General features: G+C 71.6%; 28 protein-coding genes and 1 riboswitch. Of the genes, 18 read left to right on the top strand and 10 right to left on the bottom strand.

Going from position 1 to position 25,396, the window contains the following annotated elements; all coding sequences use genetic code 11:
* On the bottom strand, nucleotides 1-540 hold the full coding sequence (locus OJ997_RS12550; RefSeq protein WP_270025444.1) for a TetR/AcrR family transcriptional regulator: 540 nt from the start codon (nucleotides 538-540) through the stop codon (nucleotides 1-3).
* Between the two features lie 90 nt (nucleotides 541-630).
* On the opposite strand from OJ997_RS12550, the gene OJ997_RS12555 reads away from it, so the two are divergent.
* Both OJ997_RS12555 and OJ997_RS12560 read left to right on the top strand, forming a co-directional pair.
* Nucleotides 631-1,470, top strand: a complete 840-nt coding sequence (locus OJ997_RS12555; protein ID WP_270025445.1) for an SDR family oxidoreductase — start codon at nucleotides 631-633, stop codon at nucleotides 1,468-1,470.
* Nucleotides 1,471-2,370 carry an SDR family NAD(P)-dependent oxidoreductase gene (locus OJ997_RS12560; RefSeq protein ID WP_270025446.1) on the top strand — a complete coding sequence of 300 codons (900 nt, stop codon included), beginning with the start codon at nucleotides 1,471-1,473 and terminating at the stop codon, nucleotides 2,368-2,370.
* 80 nt (nucleotides 2,371-2,450) lie between these two features.
* Here the strand turns inward: OJ997_RS12560 and OJ997_RS12565 are convergent, their stop codons facing one another.
* The 4 genes from OJ997_RS12565 to OJ997_RS12580 all read right to left on the bottom strand — a co-directional run bounded on the left by OJ997_RS12565 (nucleotide 2,451) and on the right by OJ997_RS12580 (nucleotide 7,631).
* Entirely contained in the window at nucleotides 2,451-4,142 is a 1,692-nt protein-coding gene (locus OJ997_RS12565; protein ID WP_270025447.1) for a cyclic nucleotide-binding domain-containing protein, read from the bottom strand.
* Between the two features lie 96 nt (nucleotides 4,143-4,238).
* Nucleotides 4,239-5,309, bottom strand: a complete 1,071-nt coding sequence (locus OJ997_RS12570) for an acetate/propionate family kinase (protein ID WP_270025448.1) — start codon at nucleotides 5,307-5,309, stop codon at nucleotides 4,239-4,241.
* A gap of 79 nt (nucleotides 5,310-5,388) precedes the next feature.
* Nucleotides 5,389-7,428: a phosphate acetyltransferase gene (gene pta, locus OJ997_RS12575; protein ID WP_270025449.1), complete on the bottom strand. Its 2,040-nt coding sequence runs from the start codon at nucleotides 7,426-7,428 to the stop codon at nucleotides 5,389-5,391.
* On the bottom strand, nucleotides 7,425-7,631 hold the full coding sequence (locus OJ997_RS12580) for an RNA-binding S4 domain-containing protein (RefSeq protein WP_270025450.1): 207 nt from the start codon (nucleotides 7,629-7,631) through the stop codon (nucleotides 7,425-7,427). Before OJ997_RS12580 ends, pta begins: the two co-directional genes overlap by 4 nt.
* A gap of 24 nt (nucleotides 7,632-7,655) precedes the next feature.
* On the opposite strand from OJ997_RS12580, the gene OJ997_RS12585 reads away from it, so the two are divergent.
* The 4 genes from OJ997_RS12585 to OJ997_RS12600 all read left to right on the top strand — a co-directional run bounded on the left by OJ997_RS12585 (nucleotide 7,656) and on the right by OJ997_RS12600 (nucleotide 10,797).
* The gene (locus OJ997_RS12585) at nucleotides 7,656-8,576 is read left to right on the top strand and encodes a LysR substrate-binding domain-containing protein (protein ID WP_270025451.1); all 921 of its coding nucleotides are present in this window, start codon (nucleotides 7,656-7,658) and stop codon (nucleotides 8,574-8,576) included.
* A gap of 207 nt (nucleotides 8,577-8,783) precedes the next feature.
* Nucleotides 8,784-9,740, top strand: a complete 957-nt coding sequence (locus tag OJ997_RS12590; protein ID WP_372517890.1) for a uroporphyrinogen decarboxylase family protein — start codon at nucleotides 8,784-8,786, stop codon at nucleotides 9,738-9,740.
* The gene (locus OJ997_RS12595; protein WP_270025453.1) at nucleotides 9,737-10,561 is read left to right on the top strand and encodes a zinc metalloprotease; all 825 of its coding nucleotides are present in this window, start codon (nucleotides 9,737-9,739) and stop codon (nucleotides 10,559-10,561) included. Before OJ997_RS12590 ends, OJ997_RS12595 begins: the two co-directional genes overlap by 4 nt.
* On the top strand, nucleotides 10,558-10,797 hold the full coding sequence (locus OJ997_RS12600; RefSeq protein ID WP_270025454.1) for a hypothetical protein: 240 nt from the start codon (nucleotides 10,558-10,560) through the stop codon (nucleotides 10,795-10,797). Before OJ997_RS12595 ends, OJ997_RS12600 begins: the two co-directional genes overlap by 4 nt.
* On the opposite strand, the gene OJ997_RS12605 is transcribed toward OJ997_RS12600, so the two are convergent.
* A complete protein-coding gene (locus OJ997_RS12605) occupies nucleotides 10,766-11,881 on the bottom strand; it encodes a cobalamin-independent methionine synthase II family protein (RefSeq protein WP_270025455.1) in 1,116 nt (371 codons plus the stop codon). The genes OJ997_RS12600 and OJ997_RS12605 overlap by 32 nt on opposite strands.
* The gene (locus OJ997_RS12610) at nucleotides 11,878-12,516 is read right to left on the bottom strand and encodes a GntR family transcriptional regulator (protein WP_270025456.1); all 639 of its coding nucleotides are present in this window, start codon (nucleotides 12,514-12,516) and stop codon (nucleotides 11,878-11,880) included. The genes OJ997_RS12605 and OJ997_RS12610 overlap by 4 nt, the downstream gene beginning before the upstream one ends.
* 55 nt (nucleotides 12,517-12,571) lie before the next feature.
* Between OJ997_RS12610 and OJ997_RS12615 the strand changes: the two genes are divergently transcribed.
* From OJ997_RS12615 to OJ997_RS12625, 3 genes are all read left to right on the top strand, one after another.
* Nucleotides 12,572-13,597 (top strand): VOC family protein, encoded by a 1,026-nt coding sequence (locus OJ997_RS12615; RefSeq protein ID WP_270025457.1) that lies wholly within the window; start codon nucleotides 12,572-12,574, stop codon nucleotides 13,595-13,597.
* Nucleotides 13,598-13,744: 147 nt separating this feature from the next.
* Nucleotides 13,745-14,365 carry a polysaccharide deacetylase family protein gene (locus OJ997_RS12620; RefSeq protein ID WP_270025458.1) on the top strand — a complete coding sequence of 207 codons (621 nt, stop codon included), beginning with the start codon at nucleotides 13,745-13,747 and terminating at the stop codon, nucleotides 14,363-14,365.
* Between the two features lie 41 nt (nucleotides 14,366-14,406).
* Complete coding sequence (locus OJ997_RS12625; protein WP_270025459.1) at nucleotides 14,407-15,618, top strand: hypothetical protein; 1,212 nt, start codon at nucleotides 14,407-14,409, stop codon at nucleotides 15,616-15,618.
* Here OJ997_RS12625 and OJ997_RS12630 read toward each other — a convergent pair.
* Entirely contained in the window at nucleotides 15,606-16,181 is a 576-nt protein-coding gene (locus OJ997_RS12630; protein ID WP_270025460.1) for a TetR family transcriptional regulator, read from the bottom strand. The two genes, OJ997_RS12625 and OJ997_RS12630, sit on opposite strands and share 13 nt — an antisense overlap.
* Before the next feature lie 69 nt (nucleotides 16,182-16,250).
* On the opposite strand from OJ997_RS12630, the gene OJ997_RS12635 reads away from it, so the two are divergent.
* On the top strand, nucleotides 16,251-17,069 hold the full coding sequence (locus OJ997_RS12635; RefSeq protein ID WP_270025461.1) for an oxidoreductase: 819 nt from the start codon (nucleotides 16,251-16,253) through the stop codon (nucleotides 17,067-17,069).
* Here OJ997_RS12635 and OJ997_RS12640 read toward each other — a convergent pair.
* Nucleotides 17,066-17,257: a hypothetical protein gene (locus OJ997_RS12640; RefSeq protein WP_270025462.1), complete on the bottom strand. Its 192-nt coding sequence runs from the start codon at nucleotides 17,255-17,257 to the stop codon at nucleotides 17,066-17,068. The genes OJ997_RS12635 and OJ997_RS12640 overlap by 4 nt on opposite strands.
* Nucleotides 17,258-17,281: 24 nt before the next feature.
* Between OJ997_RS12640 and OJ997_RS12645 the strand changes: the two genes are divergently transcribed.
* From OJ997_RS12645 to OJ997_RS12675, 7 genes are all read left to right on the top strand, one after another.
* Nucleotides 17,282-17,896 carry a C40 family peptidase gene (locus OJ997_RS12645; RefSeq protein ID WP_270025463.1) on the top strand — a complete coding sequence of 205 codons (615 nt, stop codon included), beginning with the start codon at nucleotides 17,282-17,284 and terminating at the stop codon, nucleotides 17,894-17,896.
* Entirely contained in the window at nucleotides 17,893-18,807 is a 915-nt protein-coding gene (locus tag OJ997_RS12650) for a Gfo/Idh/MocA family protein (RefSeq protein WP_270025464.1), read from the top strand. Before OJ997_RS12645 ends, OJ997_RS12650 begins: the two co-directional genes overlap by 4 nt.
* A gap of 40 nt (nucleotides 18,808-18,847) precedes the next feature.
* Nucleotides 18,848-19,798, top strand: a complete 951-nt coding sequence (locus OJ997_RS12655) for a HAMP domain-containing sensor histidine kinase (RefSeq protein ID WP_270025465.1) — start codon at nucleotides 18,848-18,850, stop codon at nucleotides 19,796-19,798.
* Complete coding sequence (locus tag OJ997_RS12660; protein WP_270025466.1) at nucleotides 19,795-20,445, top strand: response regulator; 651 nt, start codon at nucleotides 19,795-19,797, stop codon at nucleotides 20,443-20,445. The genes OJ997_RS12655 and OJ997_RS12660 overlap by 4 nt, the downstream gene beginning before the upstream one ends.
* A 121-nt stretch (nucleotides 20,446-20,566) precedes the next feature.
* A riboswitch (cyclic di-GMP riboswitch) is annotated at nucleotides 20,567-20,650 on the top strand.
* Nucleotides 20,651-20,698: 48 nt separating this feature from the next.
* Nucleotides 20,699-21,229 carry a CAP domain-containing protein gene (locus OJ997_RS12665; protein WP_270025467.1) on the top strand — a complete coding sequence of 177 codons (531 nt, stop codon included), beginning with the start codon at nucleotides 20,699-20,701 and terminating at the stop codon, nucleotides 21,227-21,229.
* A 27-nt stretch (nucleotides 21,230-21,256) separates the two neighbouring features.
* Nucleotides 21,257-22,696: a PAS domain-containing protein gene (locus OJ997_RS12670; RefSeq protein ID WP_270025468.1), complete on the top strand. Its 1,440-nt coding sequence runs from the start codon at nucleotides 21,257-21,259 to the stop codon at nucleotides 22,694-22,696.
* A 5-nt stretch (nucleotides 22,697-22,701) separates the two neighbouring features.
* Nucleotides 22,702-23,031 (top strand): translation initiation factor, encoded by a 330-nt coding sequence (locus tag OJ997_RS12675; protein WP_270025469.1) that lies wholly within the window; start codon nucleotides 22,702-22,704, stop codon nucleotides 23,029-23,031.
* 148 nt (nucleotides 23,032-23,179) lie between these two features.
* On the opposite strand, the gene OJ997_RS37535 is transcribed toward OJ997_RS12675, so the two are convergent.
* Entirely contained in the window at nucleotides 23,180-24,148 is a 969-nt protein-coding gene (locus OJ997_RS37535; protein WP_270025470.1) for a zinc-binding dehydrogenase, read from the bottom strand.
* Nucleotides 24,149-24,188: 40 nt separating this feature from the next.
* Here OJ997_RS37535 and OJ997_RS12685 point away from each other — a divergent pair, with 40 nt between their 5' ends.
* Entirely contained in the window at nucleotides 24,189-25,271 is a 1,083-nt protein-coding gene (locus tag OJ997_RS12685) for a glycoside hydrolase family protein (protein WP_270025471.1), read from the top strand.
* Nucleotides 25,272-25,396: the final 125 nt, after the last annotated feature.

The following is a 25,396-nucleotide window of genomic DNA, read 5'->3' on the forward strand; positions in this document are numbered from 1 at the left end:
CTACTCAGTAGAAGGACTGGACGAAGGTATGACCTTCAGCCCGTCGATTAACACCCGCAGCATCCGTCGCGCGCGCTCGCCGTCGGTGACCTTCCACACCGCCCCGATCATGCCCCGGACATCGTCGGCGTCCACATCGGCGCGGATCGTCCCGGCCTTTACGCCTGCACCGACGAGCAGCTCGATCGCGCCCGGGATCTTGCCGACCGTGGCCTCGCGCATGTCGGCGGTGAGCACGTCGGCCATCCCGCGCTTGGTCGCCGTGTAGTCGACGAAGCGGTCCATCCAGCGGGCGAGCGCCTCGTCGGGCGGGAAGGACGCGAGCAGCTCGTCCGCGGCGGCGCGCAGGTCGTCGACCTCGGCGGCGTAGGCGGCGGCCACGAGATCCTCGCGCGTGGGAAAGTGGCGATAGAGCGTGCCGATCCCGACGCCCGCCCGCTTGGCCACGGCCTCGAGCGAGGCGCCGGACCCGCGCAGGGCGAACTCCTCCGCGGCGGCGGAGAGCAACTTCTCGCGATTTCGGGCGGCGTCGGCGCGCATGATGGGGTTGGAAGCGGAGGCAGCCTCCGCTAAGCTGCAGGCATGCAACCGGAGGTGTCCTCCGGTTCACAGTTTAGGAGGCACACGCACATGTCGAAGGTCTGGTTCATCACCGGCACGTCGAAGGGCTTCGGCCGCATCTGGGCCGAGGCCGCCCTCGAGCGCGGCGACCGCGTGGTCGCCACCGCGCGCAACGCGGCCACGCTCGCCGACCTCGTCGAGCGCTACGGCGACAACGCCCTCGCGCTGCAGCTCGACGTCACCGACAAGCCCGCCGTCGAAGCGGCGGTCGCCAAGGCGCACGAGCACTTCGGGCGGCTCGACGTCGTCGTCAACAACGCGGGCTACGGCCTGTTCGGGATGGTCGAGGAGGTCTCCGAGGAGCAGGCCCGCGCGCAGCTGGAGACCAACCTGTTCGGCGCCCTCTGGGTGACGCAGGCGGCGCTCCCGTTCCTGCGCGCGCAGGGCTCCGGCCACATCCTCCAGGTGTCCTCGATCGGCGGCGTGAACGCGTTCCCGATCGTCGGCCTCTACCACGCGTCCAAGTGGGGGCTCGAAGGCTTCAGCCAGTCGCTCGCGCAGGAGGTCGCGGCGTTCGGGATCAAGGTCACGCTCGTCGAGCCGACCGGCTTCTCGACCGACTGGAACGGCCCGTCGGCCGTCACCGCCGAGCCGCTGGAGGCCTACGCGGAGCTGCGCGAGCAGTTCGCCGCGGCACGCGCCGCTCGGCTCGGCGTTCGCGGCAACCCGGAGGCGACCGGCCCCGCGATCCTCAAGCTCGTCGACGCCGATGAGCCGCCGCTGCGCCTGTTCCTGGGCGCCGGCACGCTGGACATGATCAAGGCCGAGTACGCGAAGCGGATCGCCGAGTGGGAGCAGTGGGACGACGTCGCAGTCGCCGCGCACGGCATCGTGGAGGAGGTGGCGTAGGTGGGGTTCAACTTCCACTCCACGGCGCAGGACGTCGTCGCCGGCCTCGACCTGACCGGCCAGCGCGTGATCGTCACCGGCGGCGCGTCGGGGATCGGCATCCCGACCTCCCGCGCGCTCGCGGGTGCGGGCGCGCAGGTCACGCTGGCGGTGCGCAACCCGGCCGCGGCGCAGGCGCTCGCCGCGGAGATCGGCGCGGACGTGCGGCAGCTCGACCTCGCGGACCTCACCTCCGTGGACGCGTTCACGCGTGCCTGGGACGGCCCGCTGCACATCCTCGTCAACAACGCGGGGATCATGGCCACGCCGGAGCTCGAGCTGAGCCCCGAGGGCTTCGAGCTGCAGTTCGCGACCAACCACCTCGGCCACTTCGCGCTCACGGTCGGCCTGCACGGTGCGCTCGCGGCCGAGGGCGCCCGCGTGGTCAGCGTCTCCTCGCGCGCGCACCTGCGCTCGCCCGTGGTCTTCGACGACGTCAACTTCGCCTTCCGCGACTACGACCCGTTCGCGGCCTACGGGCAGTCCAAGACAGCGAACGTGCTGTTCGCGGTCGGCGCGACCGAGCGCTGGGCGCGCGACGGCATCTACGCCAACGCGTTGATGCCGGGCGGGATCGCCACCAACCTGCAGCGCCACATGCCGCCGGGCTACCTGGACCGCGTGCGGGACACCGGCTTCGCGCTCAAGTCGCCGGAGCAGGGCGCGGCGACGTCGGTCTACGTCGCCACCTCACCCGACCTGGAGGGCATTGGCGGCCGCTACTACGAGGACGTCGCCGAGGCCTACGTGGTCGACCGGCGCGAAGAGCTGGGCGTCGCCCGCTACGCGCTGGACCCCGACAACGCCGACCGCCTGTGGGCGCTCTCGGAGGCAGCGGTCAAGCGCCAGGTCGAGGTGTGAACCACCTCACCCCGCCGAGCGATGGTCGAATTCCACGCTCGGCGGGCACACTTGACGTATGACCTGCATCGTGAAGCTGATCATGGACGCGCTTTTCGGGCGCGAAGAGCAGATCGCCTACGTGACCGTGACGACGCGCTGAGCGCCTCGTCCTGCGTCCGTAGCCGCTCCTCCATCGCGCGCTCCAGCGCGACGCGGAGCTCCGGGCGCGCGGCCAGCACCGGCTCGTACTGCTGCCGGCCGACCTCGTAGACGAGCGCACCGTCCAGCGCCCGCACGGTCGCGGATCGGGGTGCGCCCGTGAGCAGTGACATCTCGCCGAGCACGCTGCCCTGAGGGCGGGTGCCGAGGGCGACCTCCGTGCCGTCGTCGCGGCGCAAGAACACCTCGACGGTGCCCTCGACGACCACGAACAGCGAGTCGCCCTCCTGGCCCTGGACGATGATCCGCTCGGCCGGACCGATCGTGAGCGGCCGGGCGGTGCGCGCGAGCGCGTCCAGCTCCTCGGGCTTCAGCAGCGAGAACACCGGCGTGCCGGCCAGCGCGGCCGCGACGTCGCCGAGCGGCGGCGTGTAGTCGGGCGGCAGGTCCTCGCCGACTTCCAGCGGCCGCGCCGGGTCGTAGCCGTCGCGCGCCTGCAGGAGCGCGACCCGCGTCGGCTGGTTCATGTGCGCTTCGAGCAGGCTCACCTGGCGCGGCACGGACTCGTCGCCCGCGTGGTCCATCAGCCCCTGCTCGCGCGCCCAGTCGGCGACGTGGTTCATCGACGCCCGGTACTGGTTGCAGGCGGAGGCGAACAGCCCGTCCTGGTCGCCGAGCAGGCGCGGGAGCGGCCCGGGGACGCGCAGCGCCCGTTTGAGCCCGAGGTGCCCGCGGCGGTGCCAGAGCACGACGCGGCGCAGCTCCGCGGGCAGCGACTTGAGCTCGGGGAACGCGTCCGGCGTCTTGCACAGCACCGCCCGCTCGGCGTCGCGGAAGACGCGGTGCCAGGTCTCCTGCGCGTTGGTGGAGTTCGGGCCGGCGAGCGCGATCGCGTGCTTGAGGTCCTCGTGGTGGACGTGCAGGAACTCGAGCGTCGCCTTGCGCTTGGCGAGCAGGTTGCGGGAGCTGAGCGGCTGCGCGATCTTGCGCAGCGCCCACACGTCCTTCCAGCCGTCGACGTTGATCGTCAGGTCGTCCCAGGACTCGTAGGCGGCGCGCTCCTCGGGCGTCAGCAGGTCACCCAGATCGTCCTTGACCGCCTCGACGATCCCGAGCGCGGTCATCAGCTCCAGGTACAGCCCGACGCGCGTCAGCCACCCCGGGTCGGCGAGGTTCTGGCGCTTGTGCACGACGTCGCCGACCAGCGCCCGTGTGTACAGCTCGGCCTTGTGCGCGCCGATCAGCAGCACCGGGAACCACGGGTGCAGCGTGTGCGAGTGGCCGGGGGCCTGCCGCTGCGTGTCGGGCTTGACGACCCGCTCGACGATCCGCTCGTACAGCGACCCCATCTGCGCGAGGTCGAACACGTCGAGCCGCGTCTCGTCGACCGCCTCGCCGTTGCGGACCTGCACGAGCACCGTCTGCGAGAAGCGCTGCGCGAACCCGTAGTCGCCGGCGAAGTCCACGTCGGGGTCCAGCGCGAGCCCGAATGCGGCGCCGATCGGCTCGGGCGTGAACGACCGGCGCCGGATCGAGTGGCCGATCACGGTCGTGACCTCGAACGGCCCGTCGCCCTCGAGCTGCATCAGCAGCAGGCAGCGGTTGCCGGGCCCGGCGTTGACGAACGCCATCGGCTCGCTGGAGCCGAGGCCGGCGCTGCGCGCCTCGTCGGTCGGGCGCCGGCCGGGGACGAAGGGGATGATGCGAACGGAGGCGATGCTCCGAAGCTACCGGACCAGGTCGGCCGCTTGCACGGCCATCTCGAGTTCTTCGTCCGTCGGGATCACCAGCACGCGCACCGTGGAGTCGTCGGCGCTGATCACCGGACCGCCCGCGCGGTTGCGCTCGGGGTCGAGGATGATGCCCAGGCGCTCGAGCCCGGCCAGGGAACGCTCGCGCACGACGGCGTCGTTCTCCCCGACGCCCGCCGTGAACACGATCGCGTCCGCGCCGCCGAGTGCGGCCAGGTAGGCGCCGACGTACTTCTTGATCCGGTAGCAGTAGACGTCGAGCGCGAGCTGCGCGGCGGCGTCGCCGGCCTCGATCCGGCGGTGCACCTCGCGCATGTCGTTGTCGCCGGCGAGCGCGAGCAGGCCCGAGCGCGAGTTCAGGACCGTGTCGATCTCGTCCGTGGAGAGGTTGAGCGTGCGGCGCAGGTGCAGGATCAGCGCCGGGTCCACGTCGCCCGAGCGTGTACCCATCACGAGGCCCTCGAGCGGCGTGAGGCCCATCGAGGTGTCGATCGAGCGGCCCTTGGCGACCGCGCTCGCCGACGCGCCGTTGCCCAGGTGCAGGACGATCACGTCGACGTCCTCGGGCGCGCGCTCGAGCAGTCGTGCCGCCTCGCGGGAGACGTACGCGTGCGAGGTCCCGTGGAAGCCGTAACGGCGCACGTTCCACGCGCGCGGGACCGCGTACGTGTAGGCCTGCGGCGGGAGCGTGGCGTGGAACGCGGTGTCGAAGACGGCGACGTGCGGGACGTCCGGCAGCGCCTGCATCGCCACCTCGATCCCGTCCGCGTTGACCGGGTTGTGCAGCGGCGCGAGCACGCTGAGGTCGCGGATCGAGTCCAGCACCGCTGCGTTGATGCGCACGGGCGCCGAGTAGCGCTCGCCGCCGTGGACGACGCGGTGGGCGACGACCTCCAGCCCTTCCAGCGGCGCCTCGTCCAGGACCGCGCGCAACGCCTCCGCGTGGTCCTTGACCTGCTGCACGGTGCCACTCGCCACCGTCTCCGGTGGGTCGACCACCGACCACTTCAGCGACGAGGAGCCCGCGTTGACGGTGAGGACGCTCACGCGGCATCGCCCCCAAGTGCGGCGCGAGAACGAGCCGCCAGGCGAGTTCTCGCCGAAGCATGCGAGCGCGCAGCGCGAGTCATGCGGCTGCCTGGATCGCGGTGATGGCGACGGTGTTGACGATGTCGTGCACGGTGGCGCCTCGCGAGAGGTCGTTGACAGGCTTGTTCAGGCCCTGCAGCACCGGGCCAACGGCGACCGCGTTGGCGGAGCGCTGGACGGCCTTGTAGGTGTTGTTGCCCGTGTTCAGGTCCGGGAAGATGAACACGGTCGCGCGGCCGGCGACCTCGGACCCGGGCAGCTTCGTGCGCGCCACGCCCGCGTCCACGGCCGCGTCGTACTGGATCGGGCCCTCGACGGACAGCTCCGGCGCGCGCTCGCGCACCAGCTCGGTCGCCTGGCGCACACGCTCGACCTCCGCGCCCGAGCCGCTCTTGCCGGTCGAGTAGGAGAGCATCGCGATCCGCGGCTCGATCCCGAACTGCGCGGCGGTCGCGGCGGACGAGATCGCGATGTCCGCGAGCTGCTCGGCGGTCGGGTTCGGGTTCACGGCGCAGTCGCCGTAGACGAGCACCTGGTCGGCCAGGCACATGAAGAACACGCTGGACACGAGCCCCGCGCCCGGCGCCGTCTTGACCGTCTCGAACGCCGGCCGGATCGTCTCCGCGGTGGTGTGCGTGGCGCCCGACACCATGCCGTCGGCCATGCCCAGCGCGACCATCAGCGTGCCGAAGTAGGAGACGTCGGTGACGATGTCGCGCGCCGCGTCGAGCACCATCCCGCGGTGCTTGCGGCGCTCGGTGTACTCGAGCGCGAACCGCTCGCGCAGCGCCTCGTCGCGCGGGTCGATGATGTGCGCGCCCCACAGGTCCACGCCGAGGCGCGAGGCCGCGCCGCGCACCTCGTCCTCCGGGCCGAGCAGCGTGAGCTCGACGACGCGGCGGCGCAGCAGGATCTCGGCCGCGCGCAGGATCCGCTCGTCGTTGCCCTCGGGCAGCACGATGTGCTTGCGCGAGGCCCGCGCCCGGTCGAGCAGCTCGTACTCGAACATCAGCGGCGTGACCGCGTCCGAGCGCGCGACGTCCACGCGCGAGAGCAGGTCCTCGCCGTCCACGTACTCCTCGAAGACCGCGAGCGCCTTGGTGATCTTGCGCGGCGTGTCGCGGGCGATGACGCCCTCGCGCGCGCCGGCCAGCGTCGCCGCCTCGTAGGTCCCGTGCTCGGTCAGCACGACCGGCAGCATCGTCGGGAAGCCTTCGAGCGGGCGCAGGAACGCGTCGGGCGGCTTGAGCCCGCCGGTGAGCACCACGCCGGCGGGGGAGGGGAGCTCCTTGGAGGCGTGCGCGAACAGCGCCGCGAGCAGCACGTCCGCGCGGTCGCCGGGCGTGATCAGCACCGCGCCGTCCTCGACCCGCTCCATCAGGTTGGGGAGCGTCATCGCCGCGACGATGATGTGCAGCGCCTCGCGGCCGAGAAGGTCGGCGTCGCCGGCGATGATCTCGCCGTCGCAGGCCGCGGCCACCTGGCCGACGGTGGGCGCCATCAGTAGGTCGATCTCCGGCAGCGCGTACACCGGGACGCCGTCGTCCGTCGTGATCTGGTCGAGCTGGTCGGCGTGGACGCGGTTGGCGATCACGCCCACGACCTCGCAGCCGGAGCCGCGCACGGCCGTGAGCGCGACCCCGACGGCGTCGCACACCTCTTCCGCGGTGCGGTCGTGCCCGGAGACGACGATCAGCGCCGGGAGCCCCAGGTTGAGCGCGATCCGGCCGTTGAACTCCAGCTCGCCCGCCGTGCCCACGCCCACGTAGTCCGTACCGACGACGAGCACGCCGTCGCACTGCGCGGCGAGCGCCCGGTAGCGCGCGACGATCTCTTCCAACGCTCGTTCGGGGTCCGCGCGGACCTCGTCGTAGGTGACGCCGATCGACGCCTCGTACGGGAACGCCTCGTCCGCGCGCAGCAGGTCCACGAGCGGGTCATGCTCGGGGTCGGCGACCACCGGCCGGAACACGCCGAGCCGCGCGGTGCGGCGCGCGAGCAGCTGGCGGACGCCGAGCGCGACCGCCGACTTGCCGGTCGCGGGCTCGTTGCCCATCACGTACACGCCCGGCGTCATGTGAGGCGGACAGCCTCGTCGCCGAGCGTCACCACGTCACCGGGATGCAGCTGTCGGCCACGGCGGGTCTCGACCTCGCCGTTCACGCTCACCTGCTCGTCGGCGAGGAGCAGCTTCGCTTCCCCGCCGGTGCTCACGAGCCCGGACGCCTTCAAAAGCTGCCCGAGCCGGATCATGCCGTCCTTCGCCTGGAACTCGTCCATCTCGCCCACCATCATGCCCAACCGATGGAACTCCGCCACCTGCGCTACTTCGTGGTCGTCGCCGAGGAGCTGCACTTCCGCCGGGCGGCGGAGCGCCTGCACATGTCCCAGCCACCGCTGAGCCAGCAGATCCGCGCACTCGAGGAAGAGGTGGGGGCGACGCTGCTGCTGCGCAACCAGCGGCGCGTGGAGCTGACCGCGGCGGGCGCCGTGTTCCTGGAGCGGGCGCGGGAGATCCTCGCGGCCACCGAGGACGCGGCGCGCCAGGCCCGGCGGGTGCAGCGCGGCGAGGTCGGGCGGCTTGCGGTCGGCTTCGTCGGCAGCGCGATGTACTCGTTCGTGCCCGACCTGCTGCGGCGGTTCGGCGACCATGCGCCCGACGTGACCCTGCGCCTGCACGAGCTGGGGACGACCGAGCAGCTGCGCCAGCTCGAGGACGGCCGGCTGGACGTCGGCTTCCTGCGCGCGGGCCGCGCCCGCCCTGAGCTGCGGATCGAGAACGTCGCCGAGGAGCCGGTGATCGCCGCGCTGCCGGACCTGCACCCGCTGGCGGCCAAGCCGCAGCTGACGCTCGAGGACCTGGAGGGCCAGCCGCTGATCCTGCTCACGAACGGCGTCGCGCCCGGGCTGCGCACCGCGCTCCAGCCGACGATCGATCGCCTCGGCGGCGACGACACGATCGTGCAGGAGGTCCAGGAGATGCAGACCGTGATCGGGCTCGTGGCGGCCGGTGTGGGGATCTCGCTCGTCGCGGAGTCGGTGCGCGAGCTCGTCCGCGTGGGCGTGACCTACCGGGCCTTCACGGGTGAGGTGCCGAGCCTGCGCCTGGACATGGCCTGGCGGGCGGCGGACGAATCGCCGCTGCTCGCGACGTTCGTGGACATGGCGCGCGCGGCGGCCCCCGCCGAAGGAGAGAGAGGTCGACGGGGGCCGGCGCCACGTTGACGTCGCCTCAGCCCCGGGGAGGAGAGATATGTATCCGGGACCGCTGCGAGGTGGGGAGCCACCAAGTCGTCGAGAGGGATAGTACGAATCTCGGCCGAAGTGGTCCAATATCGAAACCAACCATCATTGATAGCTTCAACGTCTCACGGAAGGTCCGCTGATATGGAAACGAGCCTCGTTGGGTCTTACCCGCAGCCGGAATGGCTGGTGGACCGCGAAAAACTGCGTACCCGGCTCCCGCCGCGCGTGCGGGCGAGCGACCTCTGGAAGATCGATCCCGAGCAGCTGCGCGACGCCCAGGACGCGGCGACGCTCGCCGCGATCCGTGACCAGGAGCTCGCCGGGCTGGACATCATCACCGACGGCGAGATACGCCGCGAGAGCTACTCGAACTACTTCGTGCTCGCGCTGGACGGCATCGACGTCGACAACCCGGGCGAGGCGCTGGACCGCAACGGCAACCCGATGCCCGTGCCGCGCGTCGCTGGTCCGATCTCCCGCCGCGAGAGCATCCTGCGCGCCGACGCCGAGTTCCTGCGCGGCGCCAGCGACCGCAAGATCAAGGTCACGGTGCCCGGCCCGTTCACGATGGCCCAGCAGGCCCAGAACGACCACTACGGGAGCGAGGAGGAGGTCGCGTTCGCGTTCGCGGACGTCGTGCGCGAGGAGGTGACCGAGCTGTTCGCGGCCGGTGTGGACATCGTGCAGCTGGACGAGCCGTGGATGGAGTCGCGCTCCGAGCAGGCGCGCGCGTACGGGATCGAGACGCTGCGCCGGGCGCTCGACGGCGTCGACGGCACCACCGTCCTGCACATCTGCTTCGGCTACCCGCTGTTCGTGCCCGGCCACAAGCGCACGTACCGCTTCCTGCCCGAGTTGGCGGAGGCGCCCGTGGACCAGATCTCGATCGAGACCGCGCAGGCCGAGCTGGACCTCGAGGTGCTCGAGCAGCTGGGCGACAAGACGATCGTGCTCGGCGTGATCGCGCTGGACTCCAACGAGGTCGAGAGCGCGGAGACGGTCGCGAAGCGGATCGAGCGCGCGCTGCCGTACACGAAGAACCTCGTCGCGGCGCCCGACTGCGGCATGAAGTACCTCACGCGTGAAGCCGCGCTCGGGAAGCTGCAGTCGCTCGTGGCGGGCGCGCGGCAGGTGGCCGCATGAGCCGGACCTGCGCGACGATGGTCGTCCACGAGCTGCTGGCCGAGACCGTGCCGGGCTACCGCGAGGCGCGGCTGGAGGCGGAGGCGCTCACGCAGCGGTTCGTCCTGGAGGCGGTGGCGCGGACGGAGCCGGTGACGCTCCAGACGGTCGTCCACGTCGTGTACCGCACGGACGAGGAGAACCTCTCGGACGCGCAGATCGCGAGCCAGATCGACGTCCTCAACCGCGACTTCCGGGCGCGCAACGAGGACCGCGCGCAGGTGCCCGAGCCGTGGGCGCCGCTCGTGGCGGACGCGCTCGTCGAGTTCGAGCTGGTCGAGGTGACGCGCACGAAGACGGACGAGACGTCGTTCGGCGCCGACGACAGCGTCAAGGCGCTCGTCCCGGCCCAGCCCGACCGGCTGAACGTGTGGGTGTGCACGCTCGGCGGCGGGCTGCTCGGCTACGCGCAGTTCCCCGGCGGGCCGGCCGAGACCGACGGCGTCGTCGTCCTCAACCGCGCCTTCGGCACCGTCGGCACGGCGGAGGCGCCGTTCGACGGCGGGCGCACGGCGGTGCACGAGGTCGGCCACTGGCTCGGCCTGCGCCACATCTGGGGCGACATCAACGACTGCACGGGCGACGACTTCGTGGCCGACACGCCGCCCGCCCAGCAGGCCAACACCGGCACGCCGGAGTGGCCGCACATCACGTGCGACAACGGGCCCAACGGCGACATGTTCATGAACTACATGGACTACGTCGACGACGTGGCGATGTTCATGTTCACCGCCGGGCAGGCCGCGCGGATGAGCGCGACGTTGAGCGGGCCGCGGGCGTGAGTCGCTGGCTCCTCGAAGACGCCGGCGACGAGGAGCTGGTGTTCCGGCCGGACGGCTACCCGCTGCCGCTCGCGCGTGGACGGCGCGCGCTCGAGCTGCACGCGGACGGCTCGTTCACCGCGCTCGCGCCGGGCGCCGACGACCGGCCCGTCGAGTCCTCGGAGCTCGACGGGTGGGTCGTGGAGGCGGTCACCGAGGACCGCCTCACTTTGAAGCGAGGTCCGCGCCTTCCCTGAGGGCGCGGAGCTTGGCCCAGACGACGTCGGGGTCGACGGCGGCCTGGCCGACCCAGGTGCCGTAGCCGCAGTCGCTGCCGGCCATCACGGACTCGTCGCCGACGAGGTCGGCGTACCGGCGGATGCGCTGGGCGATCAGCTCGGGGTGCTCGATGAAGTTCGCCTTGGACTCGAGCACGCCCGGGATGAGGATCTTGCCGTCGGGCAGCTTGACGTCCTCGAAGATCGCCCACTCGTGCGCGTGGCGCGGGTTGGCGGCCTCGAACGCGATGCTGGCCGGCCGCGCCTCGAACACCAGGTCGATGATGTCCTTGAAGGGCACGTCGCAGTGGTGCGGGCCCTCGTAGTTGCCCCAGCAGACGTGCAGGCGCATCGCTTCCGGCGCGATGTTCCGCGTCGCGTGGTTGAGCGCCTCGATGTTGAGGCGCGCCTCGTCCCGGAAGGCGTCGAGGGACTTGTCCGCGAACTGGATGTGGCGGCCCATCGCGAGGTCGGGCGCGTCGATCTGCACCTGCAGGCCCGCGTTCGTGATCGCCTCGTACTCGACGCGCATGGCGTCGGCGATCGCGTACACGTACTCCTCGCGCGTGGCGTAGTAGTCGTTGCGGAAGAAGAGCGCGATCACGCCGGGGGAGGCGGCGTTCATGAAGCCGCGCTGGCCGTCCGGGAGGGCTTTGAGCATGTGCTCGATGTCGGCGTTCGCGGCTTCGGGGTCGCGGACCGTGATGGGCGCGTCGCAGGCGGGGGTCTTGCGCCGGGAACGTCCCGGGTCGCCGAAGACCTTCTTCTGCAGCGTCGGGAACTCGACGAGGTCCGCGTAGGTGAGCGGCTGGCTCGTGCCGCCGAAGCCGTCGAGGCGGTCGGCGATGTAGGTGACGTAGCTCGGCTTGCCCATCTCGCCGTCGCTGGGGACGTCGACCCCGCACTCGACCTGCTTGGCGACCACTTCCGCGACCGCCTCGCGGGTGCGCTGCTCGAGCGCGACGGGGTCCACGGGGACACCCTCCTGCTTGGCGAACATCGTGCGGATCAGGTCTTCTGGACGGGGAAGGCTGCCGACGTGGGTGGTGAGGATCTGGCTCATAGGCGTGCGGCGACGTGCTCCACGGTGTTCTCGAGATGGACGCGGGTGGCGGTGGCGGCGCGGTCGGGGTCGCGCGCCAGGCAGGCGGCGAGGATCGCGCGGTGCTCGGTGTCGAGGCGGGTCGTCGGGAAGTCGTCCTGCGCGCGGTAGATGTGCAGGTAGGCGCTCGAGGCGTCCCGCAGCGCGGCGATCATCGTGACCAGCTGCGGGCGGTTCGCGTGCTCGTACAGGCGCGTGTGGAAGCGCTGGTTGAGGGCGATGTAGCGGGGCGCGGGCGGTGCGTCGCGCATCTCGTCCAGGAGGGTGGTCAGCGGCGGCGCCCAGTCGGGCTCGAAGCGCTCTGCGGCCTTGGCCGCGGCCAGCGACTCGAGCGCGGCGCGGATCTCGTAGTGCTCGCGGAGGTCGTCGACGCTCGGGAGGAAGACGACGGCACCGCGTTGCGGGTGCGCGCGGACGAGGCCTTCGCGCTGCAGCGTGGCCAGCGCTTCCCGCACGGGTGTGGTGCTCACGCCTAGGGCACGGGCGATCTCGACCTGCCGCAGCTTCTCACCGGGGGCGCGCTCACCCGCGAGAATCTGGGCCTTCAGCTGCGCGGCGACGTGGCCGGCGACGGTGCGGGGTGCGGTCAACGCCACACAGCGGTACGTTAACGAATGTGCAAATTCTTGCGCCAGCGTGAGGAGACTAGGTATGAAGCAGCCGCTCAAGGGACCGCACCACTTCACCGGCATCACCCGCGACGTCACCGCGAACGTCGACTTCTGGTGTCGCGTGATCGGCCTGCGGTTCGTCAAGAACACGCTCAACTTCGAGACGACGTTCCGGTACCACACCTACTTCGGCGACGAGGAAGGCAACCCGGGGTCCGTGGTCACGTTCCTGGAGTTCAAGGAGGCGCCGGTCGGCGTTCCGGGTGACGGGGACATCCAGCGGCTCATCCTGCGCGTCGGCTCCTACGCCTCGCTCGAGTACTGGATGGATCGCCTGATCGCCAACCAGCACCACAGCGAGCTGATCCGGCTCGATCCGACGCAGCCGCAGTCGCTCGTGTTCTGGGACCCGGAGGGCCACGAGGTCGAGCTGATGGTGTCGGACACGACGGACGCGCCGCTGGTCGCCGACGCCGACGACATCCCCGCCGAGCACCGCATCCTGGGCATCGAGGGCGCACGCTCCTTCACCACCAAGGAGGAGCAGCTCCCGTTCGCCGAGCACCTCGGCTTCCGCGACGACGGCTACCGCCTCGTGCTCGACGCCGAGCGCAGCGGCCGCTGGTACTTCTCCGCGCCGCCCGGTCGCCCCTCGGGTGACGGCAAGGTCGGCGTCTGGCACCACATCGCCTACGACGCCGGCGACGGCGCCGAGACCGAGCGCACCCGCGACGAGGCCAACGAGGGCCCGCGCCCGTGGACGAAGATCTTCGACCACTACTTCTTCGACAGCTGCTACTCGATGTCTCCCGGAGGGCGGATGGAGATCTGCACGTCGGGGCCTGGATTTCAACTCGACGAGAAGCTCGAAGACCTCGGCGACCGACTCTGCCTCTCACCGCGAGTGGAGCCACTTCGCGCCAAGCTCGAATCCGAGCTCACCCTGATCACCAACCCGCGTCCGCGCAACAAGGCCAAGCAGGCCGCGTCGACCGCCCCACCCGCCGCGGACCCCGCCACCAACGGCCTCCCCGCAGCGACCGAGCCAGCCACGTCCGCCAACTAGGAGCCCGTTGGCCAATAACGACACGCCCGCTGCGGCACATCCCCGGCGCCTCGCGCCACCCACGACGCTCACGTGCCAGAGGCACGCCACGCTTGTCGCGGGCGGCCCGACGCACTGGGGGCTGCACCACATCAGGCGCATCGCCCATTGTCCAACGCACTCCTAACGCTCACCTTCGACAACGGTCCGGACCCGGCGGCCACGCCCCGGGTCCTGGACGTGCTGGCCGCGCGCGGTGTGCTTTCGACCTTCTTCGTGGTCGGCTCGGCGCTGCGCGAGCACCGCGCGCTCGCCGAACGCGCCCACGCCGAAGGCCACTGGATCGGCAACCACACGCTCACGCACCCGCGCCCGCTCGGCGAGAGCGGCGCCGAGGTGCGCGAGATCGAAGCGGCCCAGGCGGAGCTGGGCGCCTTGGCCCACCCCGATCGCCTGTTCCGGCCGTCCGGCGCGGGCGGCGACCTGTCGCCGGGGCTGCTGTCGACCGCGGCCGTCGAGTCCCTGATCGCCGGCCGCTTCACCTGCGTGCTCTGGAACGCGGTCCCGGGCGACTGGCGCGACCCCTCAGGCTGGGTCGACACCGCGCTCGCTCAGATCGCCTCACAGGACTGGACGCTGCTCGTCCTCCACGACGTCGCCGACGCCTGCGCGGACCGCCTCGACGAGTTCCTCTCGCGCGTGGACGCCGAGATCGTCCAGGCCTTCCCGCCGGCCTGCGTCCCGATCAAGCGCGGCGCGGTCCGCCGCTCGCTGGACGGGTTGCTCTGAATCCGCGTCGCCATCGTCGGTGCAATTGCTACAAATGACACATGGGTTCCCTCGGCCTAGAAGCTCGGCCGACCCAGCACCGCCGAGCGCTTGAACTGTCCGCGATCGCGCTCACTCCGCTGGTCGGGTTTGCGTTGCTCTTCGCCGGTGGACGTGCCACCACCGCGCTCGTCACGGATTTCGAGCGTGCGCCGCTGCTCTGGCTCACGATCGCGTCGCTGGCGTTCTCTGTCGCCCATGTGCTGACGGGAAACATCGGGCGGTGGGCCAGTGTCGCGCTCGAGGGCCGCATCGTCGAGTTCCTCCTCGCGCGGGAGCAGTTCCAGGCGGTGTACCCGGTTCGGGAGCGGACGGCGTCCGAGCTGATCGAGGAGCGCCTTCCCCTCAAGGTCCGCTGGGCGCGCGACACGCTTGAGGACCTCCGGCCGGCACGTTGGACGCGGTGGACGGCCTGCACGGTGTCGGCGCTGGTCGAGGCGTCCACGGTGGCGGTCGTGGTGCGCGACGTCATCGCTGGCGGGCGTCCATCGCTGTGGCTCGTGATCTCCGGTGCGCTGGCGCTCGGCGTGTTCTCGATCACGTGGTTCGACTTGGCCCGCGGGCAGTCGAGGAAGTGGCGGCAGCCACGGACGGTGGTTCGGTGGGGTGCGCGGTACGCCCCGGAGCGCCTCGACACGATCATCCCGTCCGCGTCGGTGCTGGCGATCGTCGCGGGTCCGCTGCTGCTGGCGTACCTGATCGCCACGGCACCGGGTCTGTCCGCCTCGCAGCGTGTGGTGGCCGCGGGTGGTGGCCTGTTGGCCACCGATCTGGTGTGGGACAAGCGCACGTTGCTGCGCGCCGGCGCATGGTGCGCTCTGGAGCGCCGCACGGTCTGGATCTCCACGGTCGTGGCCGGAGTCGTGGCGCGAAGCTGGACGTTCCTCCGCGGCCTCGCGTTTGCGGGCGGTGCCGCCTCGCTGGCGACGTGGGCCATCTTCCTGACCGCTTCGCCCGCGGAGCTCGCAGCGAGTCCGTGGTTGGACGAGCTCGCCACGCTCTTCGTGATGCTGGCCCTGGGACCGGTGATCATCCTGATGGGGTGGCGCCGGCCGCGAGCCGTTCACACGGTCAACGGCGCCGAGCTGATGGATCGATACGAGGATTCGGCCCTGGAGCGGCGCCTTGGCGCGATGATCCACTGGGCTCGCTGGCTGGCCATCGTCAGCCTGCTTGCGGCCCTGTTCGTGGAAACTGGCGCCTACCTGCGGTAGCCGGCGCGCAGCGCCGTGAGAAAGCCCCGCAGACGGCCTTCGAAGTCCGGCTGCAGTAGGTCCGTGCCCGCGTAGGCCTCGCGCACGGCCGGCGACGGGTTCGCGAGCGGATAGAGGGACGCCGCGAGCAGGAGTGCGGCGGCGACGACCTCGAAGGGCTCCGGGACCTCGAGGCGCGCGGCGACGTCCTCGACCAGCGCTATTGACGCGGCGCGGAACGCGCGGACGGCGTCGGCGGAGACGTTGTGCTCGAGCACGGCCGCCTGCTCGCCGAGCAGGTCGCAGAAGAACGGGCGCGCGGCCAGGGTGGGGGCGAGGTCGTCGGGACCCGTCACCGCGGCCGCCCACGACTCCCACTCGCGGAGCAGGAGCGTGAGGAAGATCTCCTCGCGCGACTCGAAGTAGCGCAGCAGGTTGGACTTCGCGAGGCCGACTTCACGGGCGACGTCACCGAGGGAGACGTCGCGCACGCGACGTTCCTCGGCCAGGGCACGGGCCGCGGCGAGGATCGCCTCGCGGCGCTCCTCCTTCTGCTCCGGCCGTCTCGCTCGCTGATAGCTCATTCACGCGATGACAATAGGGGAACGGCGTTCTATAGTTAGGAGAACACTGTTCTTGTATTGGAGGCATTCATGCCGCAGACCTGGCTCATCACCGGCTCTTCCCGCGGACTCGGCCGCGCGCTCGCCGAAGCGGCGCTCGCCGCCGGGCACAACGTCGTCGCCACCGCGCGCAACCCAGAGCAGCTCAAGGACCTGGAAGGCGCGTACGCCGTCGCGCTCGACGTCACCGACCGCGCGCAGGCCGACAAGGCCGTCGCCGCCGCGGTCGAGCGCTTCGGGCGGCTCGACGTCGTCGTCAACAACGCGGGCTACGCGAACGTGAACTCGCTCGAGGACTTCGCCGAGGAGGACTTCCGCGCGCAGGTCGAGACGAACCTGTGGGGCGTCATCAACGTCACGCGCGCGGCGCTGCCGGTGCTGCGCGAGCAGGGCGCGGGCCACATCATCCAGGTCTCGTCCGTCGGCGGCCGGGTCACGTCGCCGGGGATTGGCCCGTACCAGACCGCGAAGTGGGCGGTGGAGGGCTTCTCCGGCGTGCTGGCCAAGGAGGTCGCCCCGCTCGGCATCAAGGTCACGGTGATCGAGCCGGGCGGGTTCCGCACGGACTGGGCGGGCGCGTCGATGACCGTCCACGGCGTGCGCGAGGCGTACGAGCCGAGCGTCGGCGGGTTCATGCGCTACCGCGAGACCGCCGTCGCGCTCGGGGATCCCGCGAAGGCCGCCCAGGCGATCCTGCAGGTGGCCCAGCTCGACGAGCCGCCGCTCCAGCTGCTGCTCGGCAGCGACGCCTACAAGATCGCGCGCGCCACCGACGAGGCGCGGATCGCGTCGGACGAGACGTGGAAGGACCTCACGTTCTCGACCGACTACGAGGACGCGCTGACCTAGTCCTTCGGGACGACCGGCGCGGCGTCCTCGTCGCCGGCCTCGACCTGCTCGAGCCGCGAGCGCAGCCGCTCGCGCAGCTCCTCGGGCGCGAGGTCGGACTGCGGGCGACGGTTGCGCGCGACGACCGCGCCGGTCGCGGCGACACCGGCCGCGCCGGCTAGGCCCAGGAGCTTCCAACGCGCCTTCATGCCGCGAACCCTACTCTCTGGCCCTTGTCCGAGCTTGCATTCGACGAGGCCGTCGCAACCACGCGCACGGGTGACATCTGGCTGTTCCGCGGCCGGTCGCTGGCCGACCGCGCGATTCAGACGCTGACCAACTCGCCCGTCAACCACGTCGGCATGGCCGTCGCGCTCGAGGACATGCCGCCGCTGCTGTGGCACGCCGAGCTCGGCAAGTCGCTGCCGGACGCGTGGACGGGCGAGCGCCACCGCGGCGTCCAGCTGCACAAGCTGGAGGACGCGGTGCGCACGTGGGACACCAAGTACGGCCAGCGCGCGTGGCTGCGCCCGCTCGAGGGCGGCGAGGTCACGCGCGAGCAGGAAGACCGCCTGATCCAGACGATCGACAAGTACAGCGGCAAGCCGTTCCCGACGACGCCGGGCCTGGCCCGCTCGTGGGTGACCGGGCGTGTGCGCCGGAGCGAGGCGTCGCGCGAGACGATCTACTGCGCCGAGCTCGTCGCCGTGACGATGCAGCAGATGGGCCTGCTGCCGGACAAGCGGCCGATGAGCTGGTACGACCCCGGCAAGTTCTGGAGCGGGGACGCGATCGTCCTCGTGGAGCCGTTCTCGCTCGGCGAGGAGATCGCGGTCCGGCCCGGGTGATCGGGGTCGGCGTCATCGGCGCGGGCCTGATGGGGTCGATCCACGCGCGCCTGCTCGCGCACGACGTCCCGGGCGCGCGGCTCACCGCGGTCTGCGATCCCGACCGGGCCGCGGCGGAGCGGCTGGACGCGCCCACGCTCCACGCCGACGGCTTCGCCCTGATCGCCGACCCGGCCGTGGACGCGGTCGTGATCGCTAGCCCGGTCCCGACGCACGAGCCGTTCACGCTCGCCTGCGTCGCCGCGGGCAAGCCGGTGCTGTGCGAGAAGCCGCTGACTGCGACCTCGGAGGCCGCGCGCCGGATCGTCGAGGCCGAACGCGCGAGCGGCCGCCGGCTCGTCACCGTCGGCTTCATGCGCCGCCACGACCCCGCGTACGTGGAGCTCAAGGCGCAGCTGGACGCGGGCACGATCGGCCGGCCGCTGCTCGTGCACTGCGCGCACCGCAACCCGTCCGTGCACGCGTTCTTCGACAGCGCGATGATCATCACCGACAGCGCCGTCCACGAGGCCGACATCGTCCGCTGGCTGCTCGGCGAGGAGATCGTGAGCGTGGACGTGCGGACGCCGCGCTCAACGTCCCGCGCGCGCGAGGGCCTGCGCGACCCGCAGCTCATCCTGCTCACGACCGCGTCGGACGTGCTCGTCGACGTGGAGGCGTTCGTCACCGCGGGCTACGGCTACGACATCCGCTGCGAGGTCGTGGGGGAGGACGGGACGCTCGCGCTCCCGCTGGCCGTCGCGACCGGGTTCGAGGAGCGCTTCGCCGACGCCTACCGCAACGAGCTGATCGCGTGGCTGTCCGGCGAGCCGGTGGGCGCGACCGCGGCCGACGGCCTCGCCGCGGCTGCCGTGTGCGAAGCCGGCGTGCGCTCCCTCGCGGAAGGCCGCGCCACGCCGGTTGCGTGCTGATCCCCATGGGGAACAGCACGCGACGTGCGACCCTGAACGGGTGACTTTGCTGTGGCGTGTCGCCCTGATCAACGCAGCGGTGCTGGGGGCGGCGTTCGCCGCGCTCGTGCTCCTGCCCGTGAAGGTCAGCACGCACGCGACGCTCACGGAGATCGCCGTCCTGGCCGCGGGCGCGCTCACGCTGCTGGCGGTGAACCTCGTCGCGCTGCGGCTGGTGTTCGCGCCGCTGAACGAGCTGACCGCGCTGATGCGGCGCGTGGACCCGCTGCGCCCCGGGCGCCGGATCGACGTCCAGCGCTCGGTCGCCGAGGTGACCGAGCTGCAGGACGCGTTCAACGACATGCTGGACCGCGTCGAGCAGGAGCGTCGCACGAGCGGGCGCCGGGCGCTCGACGCGCAGGAGCGGGAGCGGCGCCGCCTCGCGCGTGAGCTGCACGACGAGCTCGGGCAGACGCTGACCGGGATCGTCCTGCTGCTGGACGGGCTGGTGCGCGAGGCGCCGGCGCCGCTGCAGCCGTCGGTCACCCAGGTGCAGGAGGCCTCGCGCGACGCGGTCGAGAAGACGCGCGACATCGCGCGCGGGCTGCGACCGGCGGCGCTGGACGAGTTCGGGCTGCGCAGCGCGCTGACGACGCTCGCCGCCGGGTTCGCGGAGCGCAGCGGGCTGCGGGTGCGGCACGAGCTCGCCGACGACATCCCCGCGCTCGCGCCGGAGCACGACCTCGCGATCTACCGCACGGCACAGGAGTCCTTGACGAACGTGGTCCGCCACGCGGAGGCGAGCGGCGTCTCGATGTCGCTCGCGGCGGTCAACGGGCACGTGGTGCTGAGCGTGGTCGACGACGGGCGCGGAGTCGCCCAGGAGGCGCTGCACGATTTCGGTGGCGTCGGCGGGATGCGCGAGCGCGCGATGCTCGTCGGCGGGCGGCTGGAGATCGGGCGTGGGCCGACCGGTGGCACGCAGGTACGGCTGGAGGTGCCGACGACATGAGCACGCCGTTGACGACGAACGTGATGATCGCCGACGACCACCCGCTGATCCGCACCGGCATCCGCAAGGTGCTCGACGCGGCGCCGGACCTGCGGGTCGTGGCGGAGGCGAGCGACGGGATCGAGGCGACCGAGCTGGCGCTGCGGGAGGACGTCGACCTCGCGATCCTCGACGTCGCGATGCCGCTGCGCACCGGGCTGCAGGCCGCGCGAGAGCTGGCCAAGCGCCGCCCCGAGCTGCGGATCCTGATGCTCTCGATGCACGACACCGAGGACTACTGCTTCCAGGCGCTGAAGGCCGGCGCGTCCGGCTACGTCCTGAAGACCGTGGCGGATCGTGAGCTCGTGGACGCGTGCCGGGCCGCGATGCGCGGCGAGCCGTTCCTCTCCCCGCCCGCAGTGCGCTCGATCATGCGCGCGTACCTGGAGAGCCCGGGGGAGGCGGTCGAGCATCCGCTGACCGACCGTGAGCTGCAGGTGGTCAAGCTCGTCGCCGAGGCGCACACCAACGAGCAGATCGCGCGGCTGCTGGTGATCAGCCCGCGTACGGTCGAGCGCCACCGCGAGAACATCCTCGCCAAGCTGGGCATGCGGGACCGCGTCGAGCTCACGCGCTGGGCCATCCGCCACGGGCTCGTGGAGCCTTAAAACCCCCATACGGGGGACCGCAAAGCGGTCTGTCGGTGCGCAGACCTAAAGCGATGCAGCACTGCAGCCGAGACTTCTTCTAGGTCGCAGTACGAAGTCCTTCTTCACGCAAGGCACTTCCCCACGACAAAGGCACACCCGCTGTGAAGCGGCGTCGCAAAGCTACGGGGCTCCTGCCTCCACAGGAGCGCGCCGGGCTGCCGAACGGGTCTGGGGAGCTGCATTTTCCATGCCCGTCCCAGGGGGTTCAGTCATGCGCAGCATCCGTCAGCTCGTCGCCACGTCAGTCGTCGCCGTCTCCGCCTTCGCCGCCGCTCCGACGGTCGCCGAGGCCGCCGCGTGCAAGGGCGCCGACACCGTCCCGTCGGCCACGTCGCACGAGACCCACGCGACGCTCTGCCTGCTCAACGAGCAACGCCGCGCTCACGGCCTGCGCCCGCTGCGCCTCGACGGCAAGCTCAACCGCGCCGCCCGCGGCCACGCGCAGGACATGGTCGCCAAGCGCTACTTCGCGCACGAGTCCCGCAACGGCGCGACGTTCGCGACCCGCATCAAGCGCACGGGCTGGACCAAGGCCCGCCGCTCGTACTCGATGGGCGAGAACATCGCCTGGGGCGGCGGCTCGCTCGCCACGCCGCGCGAGATCGTCAAGAGCTGGATGAACAGCGCCGGCCACCGCGCGAACATCCTCGACCGCGGCTTCCGCTACATCGGCATCGGCATCGCCGCCGCCACGCCCGAGGGCGGCGCCGGGGCCACCTACGCCACCGACTTCGGCGGCTGAGTTCGCGCCCCCTTTAGGATTGGGGGCGTGGCGCGTGGTGAACCTGTCCGTCGGCGCCAGGCCGGGGTGCTCGTCGTAGGTGCGGCGGAACCCGAGATCCAGTCCTGGCTGAGAGCCGCGGGGCATCTCCCGCGGGCGGTTCGGCGTGTCTCGGCGGCCGGTGCGGCGCTGGAGGCCGAGCCGGTGGATCTCGTGATCGTGGACCGGGACTCGTCCGGCAAGGACGCGCCCGAGGTGTGCAGCGCGCTGCGCGAGGACCCGCGGCTGGGTGACGCCTGGATGCTCGCGATCACGGTCGCCGCGAAGGGGCGGATGGCCGACTCGGTGCTCAACGCCGGCGCCGACGACTACCTGCACCGCCCGTTCACGCGCGCGGAGCTGATCGCGCGCACCCGGGCCGGGCTGCGCGCCGCGCAGGAGCGCTCGAACGACCGCATGCTGCGGACGCTGATGGAGAACGTGCCGGGCGCGATCTACCGCTCCGCCTGGCACGCCGACCACCAGCTGGAGATGATCACCGACGAGATCGAGCGGATCTCCGGCTACCCGCCGCACAACTTCCTCGCTTCGACGAAGCGGACGATCCTCACGCTGATCCACCCCGAGGACCTGACCGCCGTCATCGACGCGATCTCGCACTCCACCCCCGAGGAGCCGTTCGAGCTCGAGTACCGGATCGTCCGCGCCGACGGCGAGGTGCGCTGGGTGCTGGACCGCGGCCAGCTCGTCGCCGGCCCCGGCAACCGGCTGTGGCTGGATGGCGCGATGTTCGACATCACCGAGCGCAAGGGGGCCGAGGAGGCCGCGCTGCGGCACGAGGTCGAAGCGGCAAGAACCGCGGAGCTGCGCGCCTCGCGCGCCCGCATCATCGACGCCGCCGACAAGGCGCGGCGCAAGATCGAGCGCGACCTCCACGACGGCGCCCAGCAGCGCATGGTGAGCCTCGTGCTCGACGTCCAGGTCGCCAAGCGGCGCTTCGCGAAGGACCCCACGGACATCGTCCCGTTCTTCGAGAAGCTCGGCAAGGACCTGCAGGAGGCGTCCGCGGAGCTGCGCGAGCTCGCGCGCGGGATCCATCCCGCCGTGCTCACCGAGCGTGGGCTCACCGCCGCGGTCGGCGCGGTCGCGGCGCGCTGCGTCGTGCCGGTCGAGGTGGTGGACGAGCTCGAGGCGCGGGTCCCGCCCGCCGTGGAGGCGACCGCCTACTTCACCGTCGCCGAGGCCCTGACGAACGTGGCCAAGTACGCGGAAGCGACCCACGCGGTCGTCACTTTGACGCACACCGCCGAAGGGCTCGTGGTGGAAGTGCGCGACGACGGCATCGGTGGCGCGTCCACCGGCGGTGGCTCCGGGCTCAGTGGCCTCGCCGATCGGGTGGGTGCGCTCGACGGGACTTTGAGTGTGGATTCACCTGTGGGAGTTGGAACGTTGGTCCGCGCGGTGTTACCGGTGAACGGGGTAGGTTGAGTGTGATGGCCGATCGGCGAGTGGTGTATTCGAGCTCCGGTGGTGACCAGCGCAAGGCGCCGCCGGCGGACGCGGTCCGGGCGCGCGCGAACGCGGGCGGCCGGGTGAAGGTCAAGCGCGAGGTCGCGGGCCGCCGCGGCAAGGGTGTGACGACCGTGTACGACCTGCCGCTGCGCGACCCGGAGCTCAAGGCGCTGGCCGGCAAGCTCAAGAAGCGCTGCGGCGTCGGCGGGTCCGTCAAGGACGGCGTGATCGAGCTGCAGGGTGACCACCGCGACGTGGTCATGGAAGTCCTGAAGGCCGAGGGCTACGACGTCGTGGCCGCCGGCGGCTGACACGGCTCGACGCGAGCGCGCCAACATTTGCCCACGGCGTGTTCACATGTTGACATGATGAACACGGCGCGGCACTGACCAGTTGCGCCTTCCGTCGGTCCGGCGGCGTGGACAACCTGGGAATAGGTCGCGCCGCCGGCCCGCGCCCTCAGCGGGTGAGGACCAGCTTGCCGAAGACGTCGCCGGCGGCGAGCGCCGCGAACGCGTCGCGGGCCTGCTCGAGCGGCAGCTCGGACTCGATCACCGGGCGCACGTCGCGCTCCACGCACAGGCGCACGAGCCGCTCGAGCTCGTCGCGCGTGCCCATGGTCGAGCCGACCACCGACAGCTGCAGGAAGAAGATCCGGTTCAGGCTCGCTTCCGGGTTCTGCCCGCTCGTCGCGCCGGAGATCACGAGCGTCCCGCCCGGCTTGAGCGACTTGAGCGAGTGGTCCCAGGTCGCGGCGCCGACGGTCTCGGCGACGACGTCGACGCGCTCGGGTAGGCGCGCGCCCGGCTCGAAGACGGCGTCGGCGCCCAGCGCGCGAGCACGTTCCCGCTTCTCCTCGGACCGTGAAGTCGCCCACACGCGCGCGCCCGCAGCCTGCGCGAGCACGATCAGCGCCGTCGCCACGCCGCCGCCCGCGCCCTGCACCAGCACCGTCGCGCCCGGCTGCAGCCCCGCCCGCGTGAACAGCATCCGGTAGGCGGTGAGCCACGCGGTCGGCAGGCAGGCGGCCTCCGCGAAGGACAGCTCCGGCGGCTTCGGCACGAGGTTGCGGCGCGGCACCCACACCGACTCGGCGAACGTGCCCGCGTGCACCTCGGAGAGGATCGAGCGGCGCGGGTCGAGCGTCTCGTCGCCGCGCCACTCGGGGTCCGAGACGACCGCGTGGACGACCACCTCGTTGCCGTCCTCGTCCACACCCGCGGCGTCGCAGCCGAGGATCATCGGCAGCGCGTCCGCCCGCAGGCCGACGCCCCTCAGCGACCACAGGTCGTGGTGGTTGAGCGAGGCCGCGCGCACCTGCACGCGCGCCCACCCGTCGGGCACGCGGGACGGCTCGTCGACCTCGCCCACGATCAGCCCGGAGAGCGGATCGTCGGCGCTTAAAGACTTCGCGAAGACGGCGAGCACGCCTTGAGCGTACGCGCCGAAATGCCGACAAGCGTTGGAGATGATCCGGAAGTTCGCCCTCCCCATTTCCCTCCTGACCCTTGTGCTCCCCGCGACCGCGCAGGCCGCTCCCCGGATGGAGTTCGCCCTCCAGGACGACGCCGTCTTCGTCGAGCAGGCGTACATGCCGCGCGAGAAGGCGCTCGACCACGCCGCGGCGCTGGGCACGAAGCGCATCCGCGTGAACATCCTCTGGGCGCGTGCGCTCGTCAGCGGCGCCGACCACCGCACCCCGCCGGCGCAGGGCGCGCAGTACGACTTCTCCAAGATCGACGCGCTCCAGGCGGCCGCGGCCGCCAAGGGCATCAAGCTCCAGTTGACCCTTACAGGCCCGGCGCCGGCGTGGGCGACGAAGGACGGCAAGGTCGGCGCCAACCAGCCCGACCCGGTCAAGTTCGCCGCGTTCGTGCGCACCGCCGCCGCGCACTTCAAGGGCCGCGTCGACCGCTACTCCGTCTGGAACGAGCCGAACCTGAGCGCCTGGCTCGCGCCGAGCAGGACCGCGCCGAAGCAGTACCGCGCCCTCTACAAGGCCGCCTACACGGCGATCAAGACCGTCGACCCGAACTCGAAGGTGCTGTTCGGCGAGCTCGCCCCGAACCGCGACGGCCGCACGATCGCCCCGCTGAAGTTCATCCGCGAGGCCGCCCCGAAGAACGCGAGGCTCAAGGCCGACGGCCTCGCCCACCACCCGTACCAGTTCACGGTCGCCCCGAACAAGCCGACGGGCGGTCCGGAGGACGCGCCGATCAGCCAGCTGGCGCGCCTGACGAAGACGCTCGACCAGGTCGCGAAGCACAAGGGCCTGAGCACGCCCAAGGGCAAGGGCCTGGACCTCTACCTGACCGAGTTCGGCTACCTCAGCGCCGGCAACCGCGCCATCTCCCAGAGCGCCCGCGCCGCCTGGCTGCGCAAGTCCTACGCGATGCTGCGCGCAAACAAGCGCGTCAAGCAGGTCCTCCAGTTCCAGCTCGTCGACGGCCCCGCCGAGCAGCTCTGGCACACGGCGATCATCGACCACCACGGCCGCCCGATGGGCGCGTACGCGGGCCTGGTGAGCGCCGCAGCATCCATTGCGCGCTAGGACCGGTACGCGTGACCACACGCGATCGCTGGTGGTCGCCGGCGCCGGCTGGGGGCGCACGGTGACTGGAAGTGGGCTGGTGGCCCATGACCGGTCGCCGGGGGCCGCCAGGCGGTGATCGGCGG

The organism is Solirubrobacter phytolaccae (assembly GCF_027587195.1).
In the GTDB taxonomy this organism is placed as follows: Bacteria; Actinomycetota; Thermoleophilia; order Solirubrobacterales; family Solirubrobacteraceae; genus Solirubrobacter; species Solirubrobacter phytolaccae.

What these genes read in the sequence shown, in the direction of transcription:
- OJ997_RS12580 (WP_270025450.1), bottom strand. Translation starts at nt 7,631, where the DNA reads ATGGACGAGTTCCAGGCGAAGGACGGCATGATCCGGCTCGGGCAGCTT.
- OJ997_RS12625 (WP_270025459.1), top strand. Translation starts at nt 14,407, where the DNA reads ATGGGTTCCCTCGGCCTAGAAGCTCGGCCGACCCAGCACCGCCGAGCG.
- OJ997_RS12585 (WP_270025451.1), top strand. Translation starts at nt 7,656, where the DNA reads ATGGAACTCCGCCACCTGCGCTACTTCGTGGTCGTCGCCGAGGAGCTG.
- OJ997_RS12660 (WP_270025466.1), top strand. Translation starts at nt 19,795, where the DNA reads ATGAGCACGCCGTTGACGACGAACGTGATGATCGCCGACGACCACCCG.
- OJ997_RS12565 (WP_270025447.1), bottom strand. Translation starts at nt 4,142, where the DNA reads ATGGCGTTCGTCAACGCCGGGCCCGGCAACCGCTGCCTGCTGCTGATG.
- OJ997_RS12595 (WP_270025453.1), top strand. Translation starts at nt 9,737, where the DNA reads ATGAGCCGGACCTGCGCGACGATGGTCGTCCACGAGCTGCTGGCCGAG.
- OJ997_RS12635 (WP_270025461.1), top strand. Translation starts at nt 16,251, where the DNA reads ATGCCGCAGACCTGGCTCATCACCGGCTCTTCCCGCGGACTCGGCCGC.
- OJ997_RS12605 (WP_270025455.1), bottom strand. Translation starts at nt 11,881, where the DNA reads ATGAGCCAGATCCTCACCACCCACGTCGGCAGCCTTCCCCGTCCAGAA.
- OJ997_RS12685 (WP_270025471.1), top strand. Translation starts at nt 24,189, where the DNA reads ATGATCCGGAAGTTCGCCCTCCCCATTTCCCTCCTGACCCTTGTGCTC.
- OJ997_RS12675 (WP_270025469.1), top strand. Translation starts at nt 22,702, where the DNA reads ATGGCCGATCGGCGAGTGGTGTATTCGAGCTCCGGTGGTGACCAGCGC.
- OJ997_RS12630 (WP_270025460.1), bottom strand. Translation starts at nt 16,181, where the DNA reads ATGAGCTATCAGCGAGCGAGACGGCCGGAGCAGAAGGAGGAGCGCCGC.
- pta (WP_270025449.1), bottom strand. Translation starts at nt 7,428, where the DNA reads ATGACGCCGGGCGTGTACGTGATGGGCAACGAGCCCGCGACCGGCAAG.
- OJ997_RS12555 (WP_270025445.1), top strand. Translation starts at nt 631, where the DNA reads ATGTCGAAGGTCTGGTTCATCACCGGCACGTCGAAGGGCTTCGGCCGC.
- OJ997_RS12550 (WP_270025444.1), bottom strand. Translation starts at nt 540, where the DNA reads ATGCGCGCCGACGCCGCCCGAAATCGCGAGAAGTTGCTCTCCGCCGCC.
- OJ997_RS12615 (WP_270025457.1), top strand. Translation starts at nt 12,572, where the DNA reads ATGAAGCAGCCGCTCAAGGGACCGCACCACTTCACCGGCATCACCCGC.
- OJ997_RS12665 (WP_270025467.1), top strand. Translation starts at nt 20,699, where the DNA reads ATGCGCAGCATCCGTCAGCTCGTCGCCACGTCAGTCGTCGCCGTCTCC.
- OJ997_RS12640 (WP_270025462.1), bottom strand. Translation starts at nt 17,257, where the DNA reads ATGAAGGCGCGTTGGAAGCTCCTGGGCCTAGCCGGCGCGGCCGGTGTC.